At 60.8% G+C, this 17,597-nt stretch carries 17 protein-coding genes and 1 pseudogene; 8 read left to right on the plus strand and 10 right to left on the minus strand.

The window, feature by feature from the left end; all coding sequences use genetic code 11:
• Positions 1-8: 8 nt before the first annotated feature.
• Complete coding sequence (locus tag V1277_RS05690; RefSeq protein WP_334415357.1) at positions 9-1,154, plus strand: mandelate racemase/muconate lactonizing enzyme family protein; 1,146 nt, start codon at positions 9-11, stop codon at positions 1,152-1,154.
• 234 nt (positions 1,155-1,388) lie between these two features.
• On the opposite strand, the gene V1277_RS05695 is transcribed toward V1277_RS05690, so the two are convergent.
• The 3 genes from V1277_RS05695 to grxD form a co-directional block, all read right to left on the minus strand.
• Complete coding sequence (locus tag V1277_RS05695; protein WP_334383243.1) at positions 1,389-1,535, minus strand: hypothetical protein; 147 nt, start codon at positions 1,533-1,535, stop codon at positions 1,389-1,391.
• Positions 1,536-1,608: 73 nt separating this feature from the next.
• On the minus strand, positions 1,609-2,781 hold the full coding sequence (locus V1277_RS05700; RefSeq protein ID WP_334420292.1) for a saccharopine dehydrogenase family protein: 1,173 nt from the start codon (positions 2,779-2,781) through the stop codon (positions 1,609-1,611).
• 229 nt (positions 2,782-3,010) lie between these two features.
• Positions 3,011-3,337: a Grx4 family monothiol glutaredoxin gene (grxD, locus tag V1277_RS05705; RefSeq protein WP_334415358.1), complete on the minus strand. Its 327-nt coding sequence runs from the start codon at positions 3,335-3,337 to the stop codon at positions 3,011-3,013.
• A gap of 419 nt (positions 3,338-3,756) precedes the next feature.
• Between grxD and V1277_RS05710 the strand changes: the two genes are divergently transcribed.
• From V1277_RS05710 to V1277_RS05725, 4 genes are all read left to right on the plus strand, one after another.
• On the plus strand, positions 3,757-4,953 hold the full coding sequence (locus V1277_RS05710; protein WP_334415359.1) for an acetyl-CoA C-acyltransferase: 1,197 nt from the start codon (positions 3,757-3,759) through the stop codon (positions 4,951-4,953).
• Positions 4,954-5,057: 104 nt separating this feature from the next.
• Entirely contained in the window at positions 5,058-5,846 is a 789-nt protein-coding gene (locus V1277_RS05715; protein WP_334415360.1) for an MFS transporter, read from the plus strand.
• A gap of 98 nt (positions 5,847-5,944) precedes the next feature.
• Positions 5,945-7,228 carry an IS4 family transposase gene (locus V1277_RS05720; RefSeq protein ID WP_334414870.1) on the plus strand — a complete coding sequence of 428 codons (1,284 nt, stop codon included), beginning with the start codon at positions 5,945-5,947 and terminating at the stop codon, positions 7,226-7,228.
• Positions 7,221-7,769, plus strand: coding sequence for an MFS transporter (locus V1277_RS05725; RefSeq protein WP_334415361.1), 549 nt, complete (start codon positions 7,221-7,223; stop codon positions 7,767-7,769). The genes V1277_RS05720 and V1277_RS05725 overlap by 8 nt, the downstream gene beginning before the upstream one ends.
• Before the next feature lie 13 nt (positions 7,770-7,782).
• On the opposite strand, the gene V1277_RS05730 is transcribed toward V1277_RS05725, so the two are convergent.
• Positions 7,783-8,277, minus strand: a complete 495-nt coding sequence (locus V1277_RS05730; RefSeq protein ID WP_334415362.1) for a winged helix-turn-helix transcriptional regulator — start codon at positions 8,275-8,277, stop codon at positions 7,783-7,785.
• Between the two features lie 172 nt (positions 8,278-8,449).
• Here V1277_RS05730 and V1277_RS05735 point away from each other — a divergent pair, with 172 nt between their 5' ends.
• The 3 genes from V1277_RS05735 to V1277_RS05745 are packed head-to-tail and all read left to right on the plus strand — an operon-like array spanning position 8,450 to position 12,161.
• Complete coding sequence (locus V1277_RS05735) at positions 8,450-8,941, plus strand: (2Fe-2S)-binding protein (protein ID WP_334415363.1); 492 nt, start codon at positions 8,450-8,452, stop codon at positions 8,939-8,941.
• On the plus strand, positions 8,938-11,310 hold the full coding sequence (locus tag V1277_RS05740) for a xanthine dehydrogenase family protein molybdopterin-binding subunit (protein WP_334415364.1): 2,373 nt from the start codon (positions 8,938-8,940) through the stop codon (positions 11,308-11,310). Before V1277_RS05735 ends, V1277_RS05740 begins: the two co-directional genes overlap by 4 nt.
• Complete coding sequence (locus V1277_RS05745; RefSeq protein ID WP_334415365.1) at positions 11,307-12,161, plus strand: FAD binding domain-containing protein; 855 nt, start codon at positions 11,307-11,309, stop codon at positions 12,159-12,161. Before V1277_RS05740 ends, V1277_RS05745 begins: the two co-directional genes overlap by 4 nt.
• Here V1277_RS05745 and V1277_RS05750 read toward each other — a convergent pair.
• The 6 genes and pseudogenes from V1277_RS05750 to V1277_RS05775 all read right to left on the minus strand — a co-directional run bounded on the left by V1277_RS05750 (position 12,141) and on the right by V1277_RS05775 (position 17,584).
• A complete protein-coding gene (locus V1277_RS05750; RefSeq protein ID WP_334415366.1) occupies positions 12,141-12,689 on the minus strand; it encodes a winged helix-turn-helix transcriptional regulator in 549 nt (182 codons plus the stop codon). The genes V1277_RS05745 and V1277_RS05750 overlap by 21 nt on opposite strands.
• Before the next feature lie 80 nt (positions 12,690-12,769).
• A complete protein-coding gene (locus V1277_RS05755) occupies positions 12,770-14,023 on the minus strand; it encodes a CaiB/BaiF CoA transferase family protein (protein ID WP_334415367.1) in 1,254 nt (417 codons plus the stop codon).
• Positions 14,024-14,036: 13 nt separating this feature from the next.
• Positions 14,037-14,834, minus strand: coding sequence for an enoyl-CoA hydratase/isomerase family protein (locus tag V1277_RS05760; protein ID WP_334415368.1), 798 nt, complete (start codon positions 14,832-14,834; stop codon positions 14,037-14,039).
• A gap of 103 nt (positions 14,835-14,937) precedes the next feature.
• A pseudogene (locus V1277_RS05765) lies at positions 14,938-15,928 on the minus strand (fumarylacetoacetate hydrolase family protein).
• 84 nt (positions 15,929-16,012) lie between these two features.
• Positions 16,013-16,609 (minus strand): TetR/AcrR family transcriptional regulator, encoded by a 597-nt coding sequence (locus V1277_RS05770; RefSeq protein ID WP_334415369.1) that lies wholly within the window; start codon positions 16,607-16,609, stop codon positions 16,013-16,015.
• 147 nt (positions 16,610-16,756) lie between these two features.
• Positions 16,757-17,584 carry an enoyl-CoA hydratase-related protein gene (locus tag V1277_RS05775; protein ID WP_334415370.1) on the minus strand — a complete coding sequence of 276 codons (828 nt, stop codon included), beginning with the start codon at positions 17,582-17,584 and terminating at the stop codon, positions 16,757-16,759.
• Positions 17,585-17,597 lie beyond the last annotated feature (13 nt).

A 17,597-nucleotide genomic window follows, 5' to 3' on the forward strand; every position in this document is an offset into this window, starting at 1 on the left:
GAGCTGTCATGAAGATTACTGAAATCCGTGGCTTCAATCTTAGCTTCCCGCTAGCCGAGCCGATGGGAAACGCACTCAACCTGTTCCGGAAACGGGACGCGTTGCTTGTCCAGATATGCACGGATAGCGGCCTCGCCGGCTGGGGCGAGGCAGGCAATTCCCCTCACGCCGCCGGCGCCTTTATCCGCGCTCGGTTGGCCAAACTGATCCTGGGGAAATCGCCCGCCGAGTATGGCCGCCACTTTCAATCGATGTGCGCTTCTGCAGGGTATGATCGGCGCGGTACATCGATGATGGCGATCTCGGCCATCGACATCGCCTTGCACGAGCTTGCCGCGCAAATGCATGATATCAGCGTGGCGACGCTGTTGGGCGGGGCGGTACGCAACGAAGTGTTTGCTTACGCAAGCGGACCATTCGTGCGAACGCAGCCCGATCCCTACCGGGAATATCAACGCGAGGTCGACCAATATCTTTCGCTGAACTTCAAGGCCATCAAACCCCGGGGTGGTGTTGAGCCGAGAGCCGATGGCATCATGGCAAATGCGCTCCGGAGGCAGGTGGGCCCCGACATCGGCATCATGGTCGACATCAACCAGGGCTATACGGCAGCGGCCGCCATCCGCGCGGCAAAGTTCATGGAAGGTGCCGACCTGCTCTGGATCGAAGAGCCGGTTCAGCCGGAAGACATCCCGGGCTATCAATCCTTTGCGCGCGCCACTGCGGTCGCAACGGCTGGAGGAGAAGCGCTCGGAAGCGTGCGTGCCTTTCGCGATTTTCTCGCCGCAGGCACCTTCGATATTCTTCAACCCGACCTTTCGATATGCGGAGGCTACAGCGGCTTTCGCCAAATTTGGGCGCTCGCGCAAGCCTATGATCTGCCCATCATGCCCCACGTGTTCGGCACGACTGTGAACTTCCACGCCTCGCTTCAAATGTCGGCGGTGCTTGAACCGCGCCGCGGCGGAGCTTGCGCCGCGTATCCATTCGTGGAGTACGACATGATGGACAACCCGCTCCTGCGCCTTGCCGGCACACCATCAGTTAGCCGGCACGGCATGCTCGCGGTCCCGGATGGTCCCGGTACGGGGCTGGACTTGCAGCCCGAACAGCTTGAGCCATGGATCACAGGCTGTTGGTCAGAGCATCTTTAGGAAACCTGCATCAACAGCATCGTCACCATCCCCGCGGGACTGAAATCGAATCTAATGTGGCTGACGACCTTCCTGCTGACGGTCGCGCTTGCCGCAATGGGAATGCACCGACTTGACGAAACTGCGAAGAAGAGGCTTTCGCCCTGCCCTCCTGGCTGCTCTTGCCTCCCTGTTTATCGGCATCTTTAGCCTGGCCTGCATCAAGCTGCTCGATTGAGGACTTCCGGCGACGCGTCACAGCGCAAGCCAAAGAACAACCTGCAGGACGACTGCACAAGGCAGCCCCAACGTCAGCGCGAGGAGCTGACCTTCTTTTACTTCATCGGCGTTCAGATCGGGAAGGAGTTCGGCAGCGAGCAGCAGCGTCAGACCACATTCCATGAGACCCCCCGATTCCGCCGGCCGGCATACGCTTCATTCTCTGGCTAAAAAATCACCCGCAACTCGAGCTGTTTCAGCCCTCGACTTTGAAGGTGAGCCCGGCGTTCCGAACAAGCTGGGATATCAGCTTCTCGCCCATCGCCGCGCCAGGCGTCCAAATGCCGGCAGCAACGTCACTTGCGTCCTGCAAAAGGCAGAGCGCGCATTCCGTGATCATCTTCGACGTCGATGCATAGCCGGGATCCTTGTCGCCGCGAACCGCGACGGAAATCCTGCCGTGGTCCTTGCTGCGCCCGATGAACAGGATGTCGTAAGAACCGGCCTCGCGCTCGGCCTTGGATGGCCCCTCGCCTGGCTTCGGACTGCTTTCATCGCCAAACGATCTGTTTTCTTCCACAATCCTGGCGGCCGTAACCTCTCCCTGCTTGCCGGCCCCTGCTACGATCATCTCGTCGTAGACGAAGCCGGTCCCGTAGGGATGCCCCATCAGCGCGTTGGATCGATGAACGTTGCGCGTGTTGATCGGCGACATGATGAAGGGGGCCACCCAGGCGCCGAGATCCTCGTCGAACTCAATCTTCATTCCATGCGGCTGTTTTGGGCCGGCAAAACCGGGCGTCAGCAAGAACGGGTCCTTGAGCTGGGCGAGCACCTGCGGATTGCTCGTCGCTGCGGCCATCGTCGCCCGCGAACTGGCCGCAGTTCCGCCCGAGAAGTTGCCTTTCATCACGCGGACGCGGCCTTTCACGTGCTCGGCCGCCTCACCCCATGCTTTCTTCGCGGCGCTCTGCAGGAAGAACACACCAAGCTCGAATGGCACAGAATCGAAGCCGCACGAGAAAACGATGCGCGCCCCACTCGATCGGGCGTCGTTCTCATGGGCGTCGATCATGTTCCTCATCCAGACCGTCTCGCCGCTCAAGTCGAGATAGTCCGTACCCGCACGAGCGCACGCCGCCACCAGTTCCGATCCGTAAAGCTGGAATGGACCCACTGTCGAAATGACGGCGCGCGTCGTCCGGACCAACGCCTGCAAGGAAGTTCGATCGTCTGAGTCAGCCTTGATCAGCAAGGTATTGTCGGGCGCGCCCACCCTGTCGCGGACGGCCGCGAGTTTGTCGAGATCGCGGCCCGCCATTCCCCATTTGATTTTGTTTCCGTAGTTCGTGGCGATATATTCTGCCACGAGCCGCCCGGTAAAGCCGGTCGCGCCAAACACAACCAGATCGCACTCTCTATCACGCACCATGTTTAGATCCCGTCAGTCACAAGCAAGACTGGGCTGCCGAAGGATGATCGCCAACCTGGATATCTATCATTTCATCTCGCCGCGCATTTCGTATCCAATGATGCGAGATACGAGTAGGGACGGCGGAAATCGAAATACAGATCGATTGTAGCCATGCAAGCTCCCTTCATCATCTACAGCGGGCAGATGGCAGCGAGGATTTCGATGTGGCGGCGACAGCGGCCGCTCAGGATTGCATAGCTTCCGGCTGTTTCAGAAGAAGCTGCTGCAATTCTCCCGAGCGGAACATCTCCGTGACGATGTCACAGCCGCCCACGAATTCGCCGCGTACGTATAGTTGGGGGATCGTCGGCCAATCCGAATAATCCTTGATACCTTGCCGCAGTTCTTCGGACTCGTAGATGTCGTGCGATTTGAAGGGTACGCCGAGATGGTCGAGTATCCGGACGACTTGCGCGGAAAATCCGCAAGCCGGTGCAACCGGCGTACCCTTCATGAACAAAAGAATCTCGTTAGCGTTCACTTCGCTGCGGATGAAATCTGCAATACTCATGATCCTCCCCTCCATCTGATCGGCGAGAGCCTAGCTTCTGTTACCACTGGAGCAAGGAAGATCAAAGTACATTTTTAGAACTGTCTCGCAACCCCCCGCAGGCTCGGCAGCGGGGGTTCACAATAATTGCATATCAGTCCGCGCGCGGTACGCGCGTAAGAAAAAGGCCGGTTGCAATGCAGCCGGCTGGAGGTCCAAGTTGAGCGGAGCGATACCCCGCCTGCCTTGTGGGAGCTCAAATCGCATCTAACGACGAACTTTCGGCTACATCAATTCCAAAATGGAATTTACTTGGGTCCACCAGGTGGGTTCCGGTGGAAAGCGCGTCCCTAGAGAGGAGGCGCGAAGAGTGCATTGCATTCCAATATATAGATGACTATCGTCATACAATAGATCACGAGCCAGCAGGAGAAGCTGTCATGCCCGCCCCCTCTGATCCCGTTGTCATTCTTTCCGCTGCCCGCACCCCGTTGGGTCGTTTCATGGGTGAGCTGTCAGCGGTTACCGCGCACAAGCTGGGCTCCCACGTGATCGGCGCGGCGTTGGAGCGCGCCAAATTGGCGCCAGACCGGATCGACGAGGTATTCATGGGCAACGTGCTACCGGCCGGGCAGGGCCAAGCACCCGCCCGCCAGGCCGCGCGTGGCGCTGGGCTGCCGGACGCCACCGGCGCCACCACCATCAACAAGGTCTGCGGTTCCGGCATGAAGGCGACCATGCTGGGCCACGACATCATCAATGCTGGCTCCGCCAACATCGTCCTATCAGGCGGCATGGAGAGCATGTCGAACGCGCCCTATCTTCTTGCCAAGGCGCGCGGCGGCTACCGCTCCGGCCACGACCGCATCATTGACCACATGATGATGGACGGGCTGGAGGATGCCTATGAGACCGGTCGCTCGATGGGCGATTTCGGCGAAGCGACCGCGGAGGCCTATCAGTTCACCCGCAAGGACCAGGACGCCTACGCGATGGAGACGCTGACCCGTGCGCGCAAGGCGGTCGAAGGCGGTGCGTTCAAGGCCGAGATCGTGCCGATCACGCTGACCGAGAAGACCGGGCCGCGGATCATCGCCAACGACGAGCATCCGCTCAAGGTCGATCCCACCAAGATCCCGGGCCTGAAGCCCGCCTTCCGCGCCAACGGCACCATCACGCCAGCCGCTTCCTCGGCCAACGCCGACGGCGCCGCGGCGCTCATTCTGGCAAAACGCTCACTCGCCGATCGCGACGGCCTTCCGATGCTCGCCGAAATCAAGGGCCACGCCACCCATAGCCAGGAGCCGCAATGGTTCACCACGGCGCCGATCCCGGTTATTCGCAAACTGCTCGATAAAATCGGCTGGAGCGTCGCCGACGTCGACTTGTTCGAGATCAACGAAGCATTTGCGGTGGTGGCAATGGCCGCGCAGAAGGATCTCGGCATTCCCCGCGAAAAGCTGAACATGAACGGCGGCGCCTGCGCGCTCGGCCACCCGATCGGGGCCACCGGCGCGCGCCTCATCGTGACGCTGCTGCACGCGCTCGAAGCGCACAATCTGAAGCGCGGCGTAGCTGCGCTCTGCATCGGCGGTGGCGAGGCCACCGCCATCGCGGTCGAGCGCATCGCCCGCTGACAGATCGACCAGGAGGAACATACTACGGCGAGCGGCACGAACGGTGTCGCCCGACGTCTTGTAACGCACCCGGAAGCTGGCACCTCAACGTGACGAAAGTTCTCATGGCCGACCAGAGCGAAGCGGTCGCGACTGCACCGCGACGCGCGCCCGTCTCCGGCGCCTTGCAAATCGCAGTCCTCGCCGCGCTGGCGTCAATGGGAACGCTCGCAACCAATATCATGCTGCCGTCGCTGCCACAGATGGCGATATCGTTGAATGTCACAAGCGCGGCGGTCACGTCCGCCATCACGGTCTTTCTTTTCGTGTTCGCCTTCGGCCAGCTTCTGGTCGGACCAATCTCGGATCGCTACGGTAGACGTTGGCCAGTTTTAGTCGGATTTGCGGTGTTCTTCGGAGGCAGTGTCTGGTGCGGGCTGGCAAGCGATCTACCGAATCTTCTGATCGGCCGCGTCTTGCAAGCTTCGGGCGCTTGCGCGACATCAGTACTGTCGCGTGCCATAGCGCGCGACATGTTTAGTGGCGCGGTGCTGGCACGCGCGATGGCGCTAATCATGATTGCGATGTCGGTCGCTCCTGGTTTCTCGCCGCTGCTTGGCGGCGCGCTCGATCACACCTTTGGTTGGCGCTCCGAGTTCGCCCTCGTCGCCGTTTTTGCGGTGGTCGGTGCCATTGCCTATGGCATCGTGCTTGGCGAAACCCACAATTCGGTTCGAACTCCGCTCGATCCGAGCGCCATCATCCGAGCCTATGTCAGCCTGATAGGAGATCGCCGGTTCGTCGTCCCCACCGCGACGCTAGGGTTTCTACACGTCTGGCGCGACAGATTGACTCGGTGCGTCATGATGTTATCCCGCTTTGCGGTTTGTATGATTCTGTTTCTGACGCTTTGATTCGAAGGAGCGTCGGAGATGCAGCGAGAGCCGGATTTATCACTTGGCGAGTTTGGCGACGTTCGCCTCGATAAAAGGGGGCGGCGTTTGTTCAGGCTATGCTTTGCACGCGCAGCGTCTGCTTGCGCCAGATGGCGCAGGGTGACTGGGCCGCGTACATGGCGTACTGGCGGTTCGTGAACAATCCGCAAGTCACGACCGATCAACTGATTGAAGGCTGGAGCAGGCAGACGGCGACCGTGGTCAGCGGGCGTCATGTGCTGGCGATCCAGGACACCAGCGAGGTCAAGTTTCAAACGCGGCAGGGACGTCGGCGTAGACTGGGCAAAGTCGGCAAAGGCAATGCCCGCGGCGTGTTGCTGCATGCCATGATGGCGGTCGATGCCGACAGCGGGGCCTGCCTCGGCCTCACCGGCGGCAAGGTGTGGACGCGCAGGGGCACGGTTAAGACCCCTCACGACGAGCGTGAGTTGGCCAACAAGGAATCGGCGCGCTGGGTGACGACGGCCGAGCAGGGCTGCGAGGTTTTGGCTGCAGCGCGCATGATCACTGTCATCAATGACCGTGAGGGGGAGTTCTTTGCGCACTGGGCGTTGACGCCCGGCGACAACGTCCACCTGCTGACGCGGGCCATGCATGATCATGCGCTGGCCGACGGCAGAACACTTTATCAAGCGGTGGAGCGAGCCCGCTTCTGCAACAAGGCGGTGATCGATCTGCCGCAGCGGATGGATCGTCGCGGTCGCCAAGCCCACCTCTCGCTGCGCTTCGGAACCATCGTGCTCAAGCGGCCGGCGCGCCCCGGCGTGAAGGACCTGCCGGAGCGTGTCGAAGTCAGCTTCGTGGAAGTCGTCGAGTTGCACCCCCCGAAGGGGGCTGAGCCCGTTCATTGGCTGCTCTTGACCACTCATTCGATCGCCAATGCGGCCGATGCCTGGCGGATCGTCTCCTGGTACAAGCAGCGCTGGATCATCGAACAGTTGTTTCGCTCGCTGAAGAACCAGGGTCTGCGTATCGAGGACAGTCAGCTCGAAAGCGCCGAAGCCCTGATCAAGCTCGTGGCGATCGCCACTAAAGCAGCATGTATCGTCATTCAGCTCGTTCAGGCCCGCAATGGTGGTGGACAATTGCCGGTCAAATGCGCCTTCACGCCAGAAGAAATCGAAACACTTGCCGCCATCAACAGAACCATGAAAGGCAGGACCGAGCTTCAGAAGAACCCGCATCACCCCTACACTCTTCAGTGGGCGGCATGGATCATCGCCAAGCTCGGCGGATGGACCGGCTACGCCTCGCATCGGCCACCCGGACCAATCACCTTCCACAACGGAATGGCTCGCTTCCAAATCATCGTCGCTGGCAGAGCCCTCGAAAATGCGTAGAAACCCTAGCACCGCGACGGTCAGCCTGATCATAGGCGGACTGTTCTCGATGTTTTCGGCCTCTCCGCGCATCTTCATCGAAGCACTTCAATTCACCCCGATCCAGCTAGGTCTCTTTTTTGCCGCCACCGTTCTGATCGTATTCGCGGCCGGCATGCTGGCAACGAAATTGGCAGCACGCTACGGGCTCGGGCTCTCGATCCGTGCCGGTTTGGGGGCAACAGCCGCGGGCGGCGTGGGGATCCTGCTTGTCTCGCTGTTCAGCCCGACCTTCTTGCCGTATCTCTGCGCGATGAGCGCGTTCGTCCTCGGCATGGGCATTGTCACTCCCCTCGGTACCGCGCAGGCGCTCTCTCCGTTCGGCGAGAAGGCCGGTGCGGCCTCGGCGCTGCTCGGTTTCTGGCAGATGATGAACGCCGCGGCCGGCGTATGGCTGGCCGCCACCGTGTCGCATGAAGCAATGTTCGCACTAGGCGTGGTGTTGTCGATCTTTTCGCTGGCTGCTCTTGGCCTGTACGCGCTGAAGCCGGGCGTTGGTTAGCGACAAACCTAAATCATCGTTGGTCGAACTTGGTCAGTCGCCACCTCACCAGGTCATCGGCGCCTGGGCCGGCCTGCGGTTGGACGTCCCTTAAGCGTACCGCTTCGCCCGACCTGTCATCGACGAGCACGAGCTTCACCGGACGGCCGCTATTCTTGTTGATAAATTTGAGCGGCGGCCCCGCATTCCCTGTGATCGCCCACTTGTCTCCCACCTGGGCAAGCGCCTGAATGACCAGAATGACGTCCCTACCCTTCCGGGTCAGGAGATACTCGTAGCGATCAGGAGCCGACTGATACTGCCGCCGCTCGATCAGTTCATTTTGCTCGAGATGCTTCAGCCGATCGGACAACGTAGCGTGGGTAACGCCGGTCGATTTCCTCAAATCCTCATACCTGCTCAATCCCAGCGACAGATCGCGTAGGATCAGAATGGCCCAGCGGTCTCCGACCGCGTCCAGCACGCCGGCGATCGAGCAGGCCATTCCCTCAAAGCTCTTCGAGCGCATTCACGTCGACTCCGAATAACTCTTATTACCAGAGTAATAGGAGCGGCGGGGGGATCCAAGTGCCCCCGCTTGGACTCCAAAAAAACAGCTTGCCGCTTGTCACTCTTATTATTAGAGTTAATGCGACAAGTAAAACGAAAGAACGGCCAAACCTGCCGCCAAAGGAGGATTCATGCTTGAGCCCGCCAAGCGTCACGTGATGACCCTGGAGATCAACGGCACGCGCAAAACCGCCTTCGTCGAGGCGCGAAAGTTACTGGTCCATCTGATCAGGGAGGATTTTGGCCTCACCGGCACGCATGTGGGCTGCGATACTTCGCAGTGCGGCGCCTGCACCGTGGAGATCGATGGACAAGCGGTAAAATCCTGCACGGTGCTGGCCGTGATGGCAGACGGTGCGTCGATCACGACGATCGAGGGCCTGACCGACACAGGGGCCGAACTCAGCCCGGTTCAGGCGGCGTTCCATGAGCATCACGCGCTGCAATGCGGCTTCTGCACGCCGGGCATGGTGATGAGCGTGCGGCAGCTATTGAAGGATCAACCCGATCCGAGCGAGCGCGACATCCGCCACGGCCTTGCCGGCAACATCTGCCGCTGCACCGGTTATCACAACATCGTGCGCGCCGTTGAAAGTCTGGGATCGCAAGGCAAGCAGCCATGAACGATACGACTGCTATCCGCCATATCGGGCAGCCGCTCAGGCGGCGCGAAGATTTCAAGCTCCTGGCCGGCAAGGGCCGCTACGTCGATGACGTCAGGTTGCCGGGTATGCTGCATATGGCGGTACTGCGGTCGCCACACGCTCACGCCGAGATCAGAAGCGTCGATCTGTCGGCGGCTAAAATCGCGCCGGGTGTTCGTCTCGTCTTGTCCGGCAAGGCCCTCGTCGGCAGGATTGGGCCGATCGTGCCGAACTGGGTCGTTCCCGGAAGCAAGGTGCCGTTCCATCCCGTTCTCGCAACCGATCGCGTTCGCTTTGTCGGCGAGTGCGTGGCGCTGGTGGTGGCGGAAACGCTGGCGCAGGCCTATGACGCAATCGGCCTGATCGACGTCGATTACGAGGTGCTGCCCGCCGTGACCGACGAAGAAATCGCCATCCGCGATGGCGCACCACAGCTCCATGACAACGTTCCGAGCAACATCACCACGATCTACAAGGTGCGCGGAGGCGACTACCAGCAAGCCACCCGCGAAGCCGATCAGGTCATCGGCCTGCGCGTCGTCAATAACCGTCTGATCCCGACCTGTATGGAAACGCGCGCGATCGTTGCCTCACCAGAACCGGACGGCACGCTGACGGTCTATATCGGCAGCCAGGTTCCCCACATGCACCGACGCTGGATCGCGGAAACGGTCGGTATCCCCGAGCATCAATTGCGGGTGGTCGCACCTGATATCGGGGGCGGCTTTGGCGCCAAGATGCATCTTTATCCAGAGGACCTGCTCTGCCCCTATCTCGCTCGCGAACTCGGCGCACCGGTCAAATGGTGGGAAAGTCGCTCCGAAAGTCATCAATCGACCAGCCATGGTCGTGCCCATACCGAGAATATTGAAATCGCTTTCAAGAACGATGGCACCATCCTCGGCCTTAAGGTGGCAACGCTCGGCAATGTCGGCGCCTATCTCTCCAACATGGCGAGCGGCGGTCCAACGGTAAACACCATCAATTTCGGCACTGGCACCTACAAGATCGACAATTACGAAGCCATTTCCCGCGTCGTCGTCACCAATACCGTGCCGGTTGATGCCTATCGCGGTTACGGCCGGCCCGAAGGCGCTTACATCGCCGAGCGCGCGATCGATGCGGTGGCGCGCCATCTCAAACTGGACCAGGTCGAAGTGCGGCGGAAGAATTTCGTTCAGCCGGCAGAATTTCCCTATCGGCCCTACGGCAGTATGGGCGTGATGTACGATAGCGGCAACTACCAGGGACTGCTCGACAAGGCGCTCACGGCTTTCGACTATGATAGACGCCGCAGCGAATGCGAAGCATTGCGCGGCAGCGGCATCTATCGCGGCGTTGGCGTCGCCGCCTATACGCATATGTGTGGCATGGCACCTTCGCGTCGGCTGGCCCCAGGCGGATTTGACCGCGGCGGATGGGAAAGCGCGCGGGTCAGCATCGATTCCAGCGGACGGGCCACGATCTATTCGGGCTCGATGAGCCAGGGTCAAGGCCATATCACGTCGTTGTCGCAGATCGCCGCTGACGTGCTGCAGATTCCTATTGAAAACATCGACATCGTGCAAGGCGACACGCGCCAGGTGCAGGCCGGCCACGGCACTTTCAATTCCCGTTCGATGGCTGTCGGCGGATCCAGCGTGCACGTGTCGTCGCAGCGCATTGTGGCCAAGGCCAAGAAGATTGCAGCAGGCATGCTGGAAGTGGACGAGAAGGATGTTTCCTATTCGGCGGGCGCGTTCAGCGTGCCCGGCACCGATATTGCGCCGGTTACCTTCTCCAAGGTGGCCCGCATGGCTTATCTCGGGCACAAACTGCCGGATGAAGTCGCACCGGGCCTGGATGAGACGGTGTTTTATGATCCGACCGGCATGGGTTCGCCGTCAGGCATCCACCTCGCTTATGTCGAAGTCGATCCGGAAACCGGGATCGTCGACATCCTCGACTATGTCGCGGTCGATGACGTCGGCACGCTGATCAACCCTCGCCTCGCGGCCGGCCAGATCCATGGCGGCGTCGTGCAGGGCATCGCGCAGGCGCTCTATGAAGAGGTCAGCTACGATCCCGACAATGGGCAACTTCTGACCGGCTCGCTGCTCGACTATGCCGTTCCGCGCGCCGAGCATGTGCCGAACATCCGATCGCTGTTCCAGGAGACGCCCTCGCCGACCAATCCGATCGGCGTCAAGGGCATCGGCGAGAGCGGCTCGATCGCCGCGCCACCCTGCATGGTCCATGCCGTCCTCGATGCCTTGTCACCGTTCGGTATCACCCATCTCGACATGCCGCTGACGCCGCCTCGAATCTGGGCGGCGGTACAAAAGGCACGCACGGGAGCCTCCCAATGATCCCCGCAGCCTTCGATTATGTCCGCGCGTCTTCGCTCGCCCAGGCGATCGATCTGTTGCGCGACGATCCCGACGGAACGAAGCTTCTGGCCGGTGGCCATACCTTGCTGCCGGCGCTGAAGCTGCGGCTGGCGTCGCCCGCGCTCCTGATCGATATTGGAGGCCTCGCCGAGCTCAAGGGAATCGAGATCAGCGAGACCGGCATCAGGATCGGCGCACTGACGACGCATACCGAACTCTTTGCTTCCGAGCCGCTGAACAAGGAGTTGCCGGTCTTTCGCCAGGCGGCCAGCCTCATTGCCGATCCCCAGGTACGCAACCGCGGCACGATCGGCGGCTCGCTCGCGAACGCCGATCCCGCGGCTGACTGGCCGGCGGTTGTGGTGGCGCTGCAGGCAGAGATCGAGATCGCAGGCCCGAATGGCCTGAAAAGGGTGGCGGCAAAGGACTTCTTCGTCGATATCTTTTCGACGGTTCTGGGACCGAACGAAATTCTCGCCAGCATCCATATCCCGCGGCCGAAGGCCGGCACGCGCTTCATCTACCGAAAGATCCGGCACCCCGCGAGCGGCTTTGCCGTCGTGGGAATCGCGGTCGGCGTTCGACTGCAGCATGGCGTGGTTGCCGAGATTTCCGTTGGCGTCACCGGTGCAGCGAACCACGCGTTCGCCGGTCAGCAAGCCGCCGATTTCCTGACCGGCAAGACCCTTTCGCGGGACAATATCGACCAAGCGGCAAAATTGCTGAGTGAGACGACCGAGTGCCTCTCGGACCGCTACGCGTCGGCGGAGTACCGAGCGAATCTGATCCGGATCGAGACCACGCGAGCGCTACTTGCGCTTTCGTCGTGAGACGCGAGCCTTCGAGCCGGCCGCAACGCGATCAACGGCATCGCCGCCAAACCGCTTGCGGTTGAACGGAACAGCACCTGCGCCAGCAACTATCTCGACGTCCTCGAGCCGCAACGGCTTGCCGTCGCTCGTCCGCAACTCCGGATATTCGATCGGGCGTCCGGCAGCGCGGTCGCGGAACACGACCTGCGGCCCGGCCGGCTCCGCCAGCCAGTCGTCACCCCATTTCTTCAGCGCGAGATAGGCCGGAAAGAAATCACGTCCCTTCTCGGTCAGAACGTACTCATATCGACCGGCGTGTTCGGGTAGCGGCACCCGCGTCATGACGCCGGCCTCGACGAACTTCTTCAGTCGAGTGCTCAAGATATTCGGAGCGATCCCGACATAGTATTCGAACTCGTCGAAGCGTTTCACGCCGTAATAGGCCTCGCGCAGGATCAGGATGGACCAGCGGTCGCCAACGATTTCCATGGCGCGCGCCATGGAACATTCCTTGTTGGCAAGACGGCTTTGCTTGACACTGGACATCGCTCTTTCAACCCCGAACTCACCCCATACCATATTGAGCGGAATTCGTGTATGTCCAGTGCCCTTCGGCGTTTCCCTGATCAGGCGGCCTGACCCGGCTCGGCTTGCGCCTTGGCCACGACCTCGGGCTCTAGCGCGCGGCGATGCGTGACGAGTACGCCTGCTTCGCTCAAGCGTTTCAGCTCCGCCTCGCTGACGCCGAGTTCGCTGAAGACCGCGAAATTATGCTCGCCCTGAAAGGCAGGCGTGCCAATTGGCGTCAACTCTTCTGCCGAAAACCGCCACGGCCGGCCCGGCAACCGATATTCGCCGCCGCTTCGGTCAGGAACGCGCTGGACGGCGCCCCAATAGTCGCTCCATTCCGATGCAGTGAGTTGCTTGATCGAACGGATCTCGCCCATGGCGATCTTGGCCTCGTCGAACTGGGCGTCGAGGGTCGCCATATCCGGAAAGGTCAGGATCCAGGACTGGATGATCTGGTGCAACACGCCAAAATTAAGCCGGCGCGCGGCCGCAGTGGAGAACCGTGGATCGTCCATCAGATCGACGCGGCGCATGGCGCGCAGCCACGACGGAAAGGTCAGGCTGCCGATGATACTGGTCGCAACCGTAAAGTGCTCGCCTTGCGGTCCCGTGAAAAATGGGCAATCGGTGGCTCCGAGTATCGCGGGCTCCGCCCCGATATCGTCGTCGGAGAGATCGACATGCGCTCGTTCATTGACGGCGAGCAGCGTCGCCGCCATTGCAACGTCGATATACTGGCCCTGCCCCGTCTTCTGGCGGCTGTTGAGCGCTGCGAGAATCGCAATCACGGTCTGCAATCCGGCATAGACGTCTGCATGCGACAGGCTGTCGGTACGCGGCTCCGCCAGCGTGTTGCCATAGTGACGAACGCTGTTGTCGGTAAAGCCGGCCTCGGCCTGCACGGTTGGCGCATAGGCCATCCGGCTGCGCCACGGACCGCCCTGGCCATAGCCGGTGATCGACGCGTAGATCAGACGCGGGTTGCGTTTGGACAGTGTTTCGTAGTCAAGGCCGAAGAAAGCCAGAGTCCCGGCACGGAAGTTTTCGACGACGATATCGGCGGTGTCACAGAGTTTCAGCACCAACTCATAGGCACCCGGCATATTGAGATTGATGCTGACATTGCGTTTTCCGGCATTTTGCTGGGCGTAATAGCCCGACATGCCGTCGGTCGATGGAAATGCAAACCGGGAAACGTCGGGGCTTGGCGGTTCGATCTTGATGACCTCGGCGCCAAGATCCTGCAGCGTCCGAGCGCACAGCGGACCAGCCAGCACGCGGGAGAAATCGACGACACGGATTCCACTCAAGGGGCCACTCATGTCAGCGCCCCGCGAACTTTGCAAGACCCGGGCCGTCCTTGCGGAATGACGTGAGACCGGTCTTGAGATCTTCCGACGCCCAGATCGGCGCCTGTACTCTTGCCATCGCCTCGTCCGCAGCCATCACGCCCTGGTTGACGGCGATATGCGCGAGTTCCTTGGTCGCGGCATGCGCCACCGTCGGTCCCTGCGCAAACTCCTCCGCGATCGCCATCGTCGCCGTCTCCAGCGACTCTTCCGGAACCGTGAGATTGATCAATCCCCACTTCTCCAGCGTCGGCGCATCGTAGCGCCGCGCCAGCATCGACATTTCCTTGGCGCGCTGCGCGCCGATCCGCTGCACCTGCCGCTGGATTCCGCCCAGCAAGGGATGCAGCCCAAGCGTCGCCTCGACCGAGCCGATCTTCGCCGAAGAGGCCGCGATAATGTAATCGCACGATAGCGCAAGCTCGAGACCGCCACCCAGGCAAACGCCGTGAACACTGGCGATTAACGGGATTGGCAGCAGCTCCATGAAGCGCAGGAATTCGACGCCGGTCAGCTGCCGATTTTCACCGGCCTGATCTCCGCTGCCTGCCTCTACCCGTTTCTCGAAGATATCCAGATCGGCGCCGGCGGAGAAATGCCGCAGTCCGCTACGGATGACGATGGCGCGGCTGCCTGCCTCTTGCGCTGCCCCCACCTGATCCACAATCGCGTTGAGGAGTTTGGGGCCGAGCAGGTTGTGCGGCCGATAAACCATGGTCAAAACGGAGATATTGCCGCGCTGCTCGCGCGTCACCAATGCATCCTCGGACAAAGCTGCCTCCTGTTTGCCGGCGGTTCTCGCGACCGCATTATTCCAGCTATCAACGCAAGTTATATCATGACTTGCGTTTTGCAAGCTATAATTTGCTCCTGCATCAAACGTCTTGGCGCTCGACCCGATTTTTCAAGACGCCGATCTTCTCCACTTCGAGCTCGATGCTATCCCCGTGCTCGAGATACCAGCCAAGTTCGAGCCCGCAGCCATTGCCCACGGTGCCGGAGCCGATGAACTCACCGGGCATCAACGTCTCATCCCGGGTAATGTGAGCGATGATTTCCTCGAACGAAAACAGCATGCCTTCGCTCGTGCCTTGCGAACGAATCTCGCCGCTGACGCGGGCCTCCATCTTGAGCTTGTAGGGATCGCCGATTTCGTCGGGTGTCACGATCCAGGGCCCAAGCACGTTGCCGCCATCGAAGCTCTTGCCTTTGGCGGGGTCCCAATCGGCCTTCCATCTCTACCCGCTGGGCATCGCGCGCGGAAAAATCGTTGAAGATCGTGTAGCCGAATATGTGGTCGCGTGCCTTCGCTGCCGGAATGTTCGCGCCCCTGTTCTTGGTGACGATTCCGAATTCCAATTCGTAGTCCATGACCTGGCTGTAACGCGGCCATTTGACCGTCGTGTTGGGGCCCTTCACGCTAAAGCGGTTGGTAATGTAGTAGATTGGTTGCTTGCGATACACCTCGGGCAGCTCGGGCAGCGGCGCAGCCTGCAGACGTGCGAGCTCAGCCGTATCGCCTGCCTTACGCGCCTTTAGTTTGAGATGCCCAATCGGGCCTTGAACGATATGAACCGGAAACGACATGCCGTCGCGCATCTGGCGCGGCTCCGGCAACGGGGCAAGAAGTTCGGATTCCGCAACCGCAGACCATAAGTCCTGATCTTTCCTATAGCGGTCGAACAGGTTGGATGCTTCGTCCAGCGCGGCGTCGCCATAATCCACAAGGTCAAGCATCGAGTTGAATGCTGGATTTTGCTTACCGGCCCGCTGCGAGGCGGCAGCGAGATCAAACAACAAGCGGCCGCCGGCTTGGACGAGCGCGACCCTATTTTGACCTGCGGATCGATAGGTAGCTAGTTTCAAGGCGCACCTCCCAAGCCAAATGAGCATCTGACTGGCAGTCATAGACCATAACTTGCATTTTGCAAGTTATGGGGCAGCGGACGCTTATGGACTCGGAAAGACATTAGCGTCCTGATTGCGCAAGGCCTGCCGACCGGCCTTCAGAAGGGCGTCAGACAGCCGCTTGTCGCCGGCCGCACGCGCGAGCACGATGGAACCGACCATGGTCGCAATTGCGCCGGCTGCGGCCTGCCGCGCATCCATTGACGATCTCTTCGGGATCAAACCAGCCATGACATCGATCATTTTCTCGAGCCTGCCTGCAAAGGTACGCCGCGCCTCCGGGCCCGAGCGTCCAATATCCGCGGCCAGAGCCGGAAGAGCACAACCGCGAGCCGCATTGTTGCGATGGCGGGGGCTCAGATAGGACTCGACGACTGCGTCGAACCCTTTCTCGTCGGGCAACCCCTGCGTGAGATCCAGCCAATGGTCGACGGTTTGATCCATGGCCAAGGCGAGCGCTTCAATGACCAGAGCGTCACGCGACTTGAAGTAGGCGTAAAAGCTGCCATGCGTCAGGTCGGCGAGCTTCATCAGGTCGACCACACTCAAGCCGTCGGAGCCGTTCTGACGCAGGCCGTAGGAAGCATTTTCGACAATCCGCCTGCGCGTCTGCTGCCCATGGTCTTTCGGGTAACGCATTGCTTGCTCCGGGATGACCAAAGAAACAGAGCTATATTAGATGATTATCATCATATATAACAATCAAATTCCGCAGAATGGCCTTTTGATCTGCGCCCCTACCAGGAAAAGCCGGTCAGCGAAGCTGACCTCCAGATTTAAGGCACGCTAGTGTCCGGCGAATACGGGCTTGCGCTTCTCAATGAAGGCGCGCACCGCCTCCTTGTGATCCGTCGTTCGCGCGGAACGGACCATGTATGCCGCTTCCTGGTCCATCGAATCCAGAAGGTCCGTGGCCAAGGCATGGTCAAGGTTGTCCTTCATGCCGGCGAAAGCTTGCGAGGGGCCCTCGGCCAAGGACCTTGCAAGCGCAAATGCAACATCGCCAAGCACGGCGTCGGCCACCACCCGGTTGACGAGCCCCAGGGTCTCGCAGCGGCGTGCGTCGATCCGCTCCGACAGAAACATCAACTCGCGTGCTCGGGACGTTCCCACCAGCCTCGTTAGCAACCAGGCGATGCCGTAGTCTCCCGTCAACCCGATGCGGGCATATCCTGTGGTCATCACAGCCGATTCAGCGGCGATTCGAATGTCACAGGCGAGTGCGAGCGCAAGCCCTGCGCCCGCGGCAGGCCCCGGAAGCGCCGCGAGCGTCGGCTTTCGTAGTTCCACCAGCGCACCCGTGAGGGTGCGCTGCTTCACACGCAAGTCGGCGATCCGCTCATCGATCGGCGTTTCTGCCTTCGCAGAATTGTTCCCCATGCCCTTGACGTCGCCGCCGGCGCAAAAGGCAGTCCCGGCGCCAGTGATGAGCAGTGCGCCGACCCTGGAATCTTCGCCGCACTGCCTGATCATGCGCCGGAGCGCTGGGGTCAGTTGATCGGACAAGGCGTTGCGGGCCTCGGGCCGGTTCAGCGTGACGAGCGCCACGCGATCCCGGATCTCACACAGCAACTCCTCTGTGCCGGTGTCGACTTCGATCCGATCTTCGGCCATCCGCCCTGTTCTC

This window comes from Bradyrhizobium sp. AZCC 1588, from assembly GCF_036924735.1.
GTDB lineage: Bacteria > Pseudomonadota > Alphaproteobacteria > Rhizobiales > Xanthobacteraceae > Bradyrhizobium.

Coding starts and splice junctions, on each gene's coding strand:
- V1277_RS05690 (WP_334415357.1), top strand. CDS start 9: ATGAAGATTACTGAAATCCGTGGCTTCAATCTTAGCTTCCCGCTAGCC.
- V1277_RS05695 (WP_334383243.1), bottom strand. CDS start 1,535: ATGGAATGTGGTCTGACGCTGCTGCTCGCTGCCGAACTCCTTCCCGAT.
- grxD (WP_334415358.1), bottom strand. CDS start 3,337: ATGAGTATTGCAGATTTCATCCGCAGCGAAGTGAACGCTAACGAGATT.
- V1277_RS05710 (WP_334415359.1), top strand. CDS start 3,757: ATGCCCGCCCCCTCTGATCCCGTTGTCATTCTTTCCGCTGCCCGCACC.
- V1277_RS05715 (WP_334415360.1), top strand. CDS start 5,058: ATGGCCGACCAGAGCGAAGCGGTCGCGACTGCACCGCGACGCGCGCCC.
- V1277_RS05720 (WP_334414870.1), top strand. CDS start 5,945: ATGCTTTGCACGCGCAGCGTCTGCTTGCGCCAGATGGCGCAGGGTGAC.
- V1277_RS05725 (WP_334415361.1), top strand. CDS start 7,221: ATGCGTAGAAACCCTAGCACCGCGACGGTCAGCCTGATCATAGGCGGA.
- V1277_RS05730 (WP_334415362.1), bottom strand. CDS start 8,277: ATGCGCTCGAAGAGCTTTGAGGGAATGGCCTGCTCGATCGCCGGCGTG.
- V1277_RS05735 (WP_334415363.1), top strand. CDS start 8,450: ATGCTTGAGCCCGCCAAGCGTCACGTGATGACCCTGGAGATCAACGGC.
- V1277_RS05740 (WP_334415364.1), top strand. CDS start 8,938: ATGAACGATACGACTGCTATCCGCCATATCGGGCAGCCGCTCAGGCGG.
- V1277_RS05745 (WP_334415365.1), top strand. CDS start 11,307: ATGATCCCCGCAGCCTTCGATTATGTCCGCGCGTCTTCGCTCGCCCAG.
- V1277_RS05750 (WP_334415366.1), bottom strand. CDS start 12,689: ATGTCCAGTGTCAAGCAAAGCCGTCTTGCCAACAAGGAATGTTCCATG.
- V1277_RS05770 (WP_334415369.1), bottom strand. CDS start 16,609: ATGCGTTACCCGAAAGACCATGGGCAGCAGACGCGCAGGCGGATTGTC.
- V1277_RS05775 (WP_334415370.1), bottom strand. CDS start 17,584: ATGGCCGAAGATCGGATCGAAGTCGACACCGGCACAGAGGAGTTGCTG.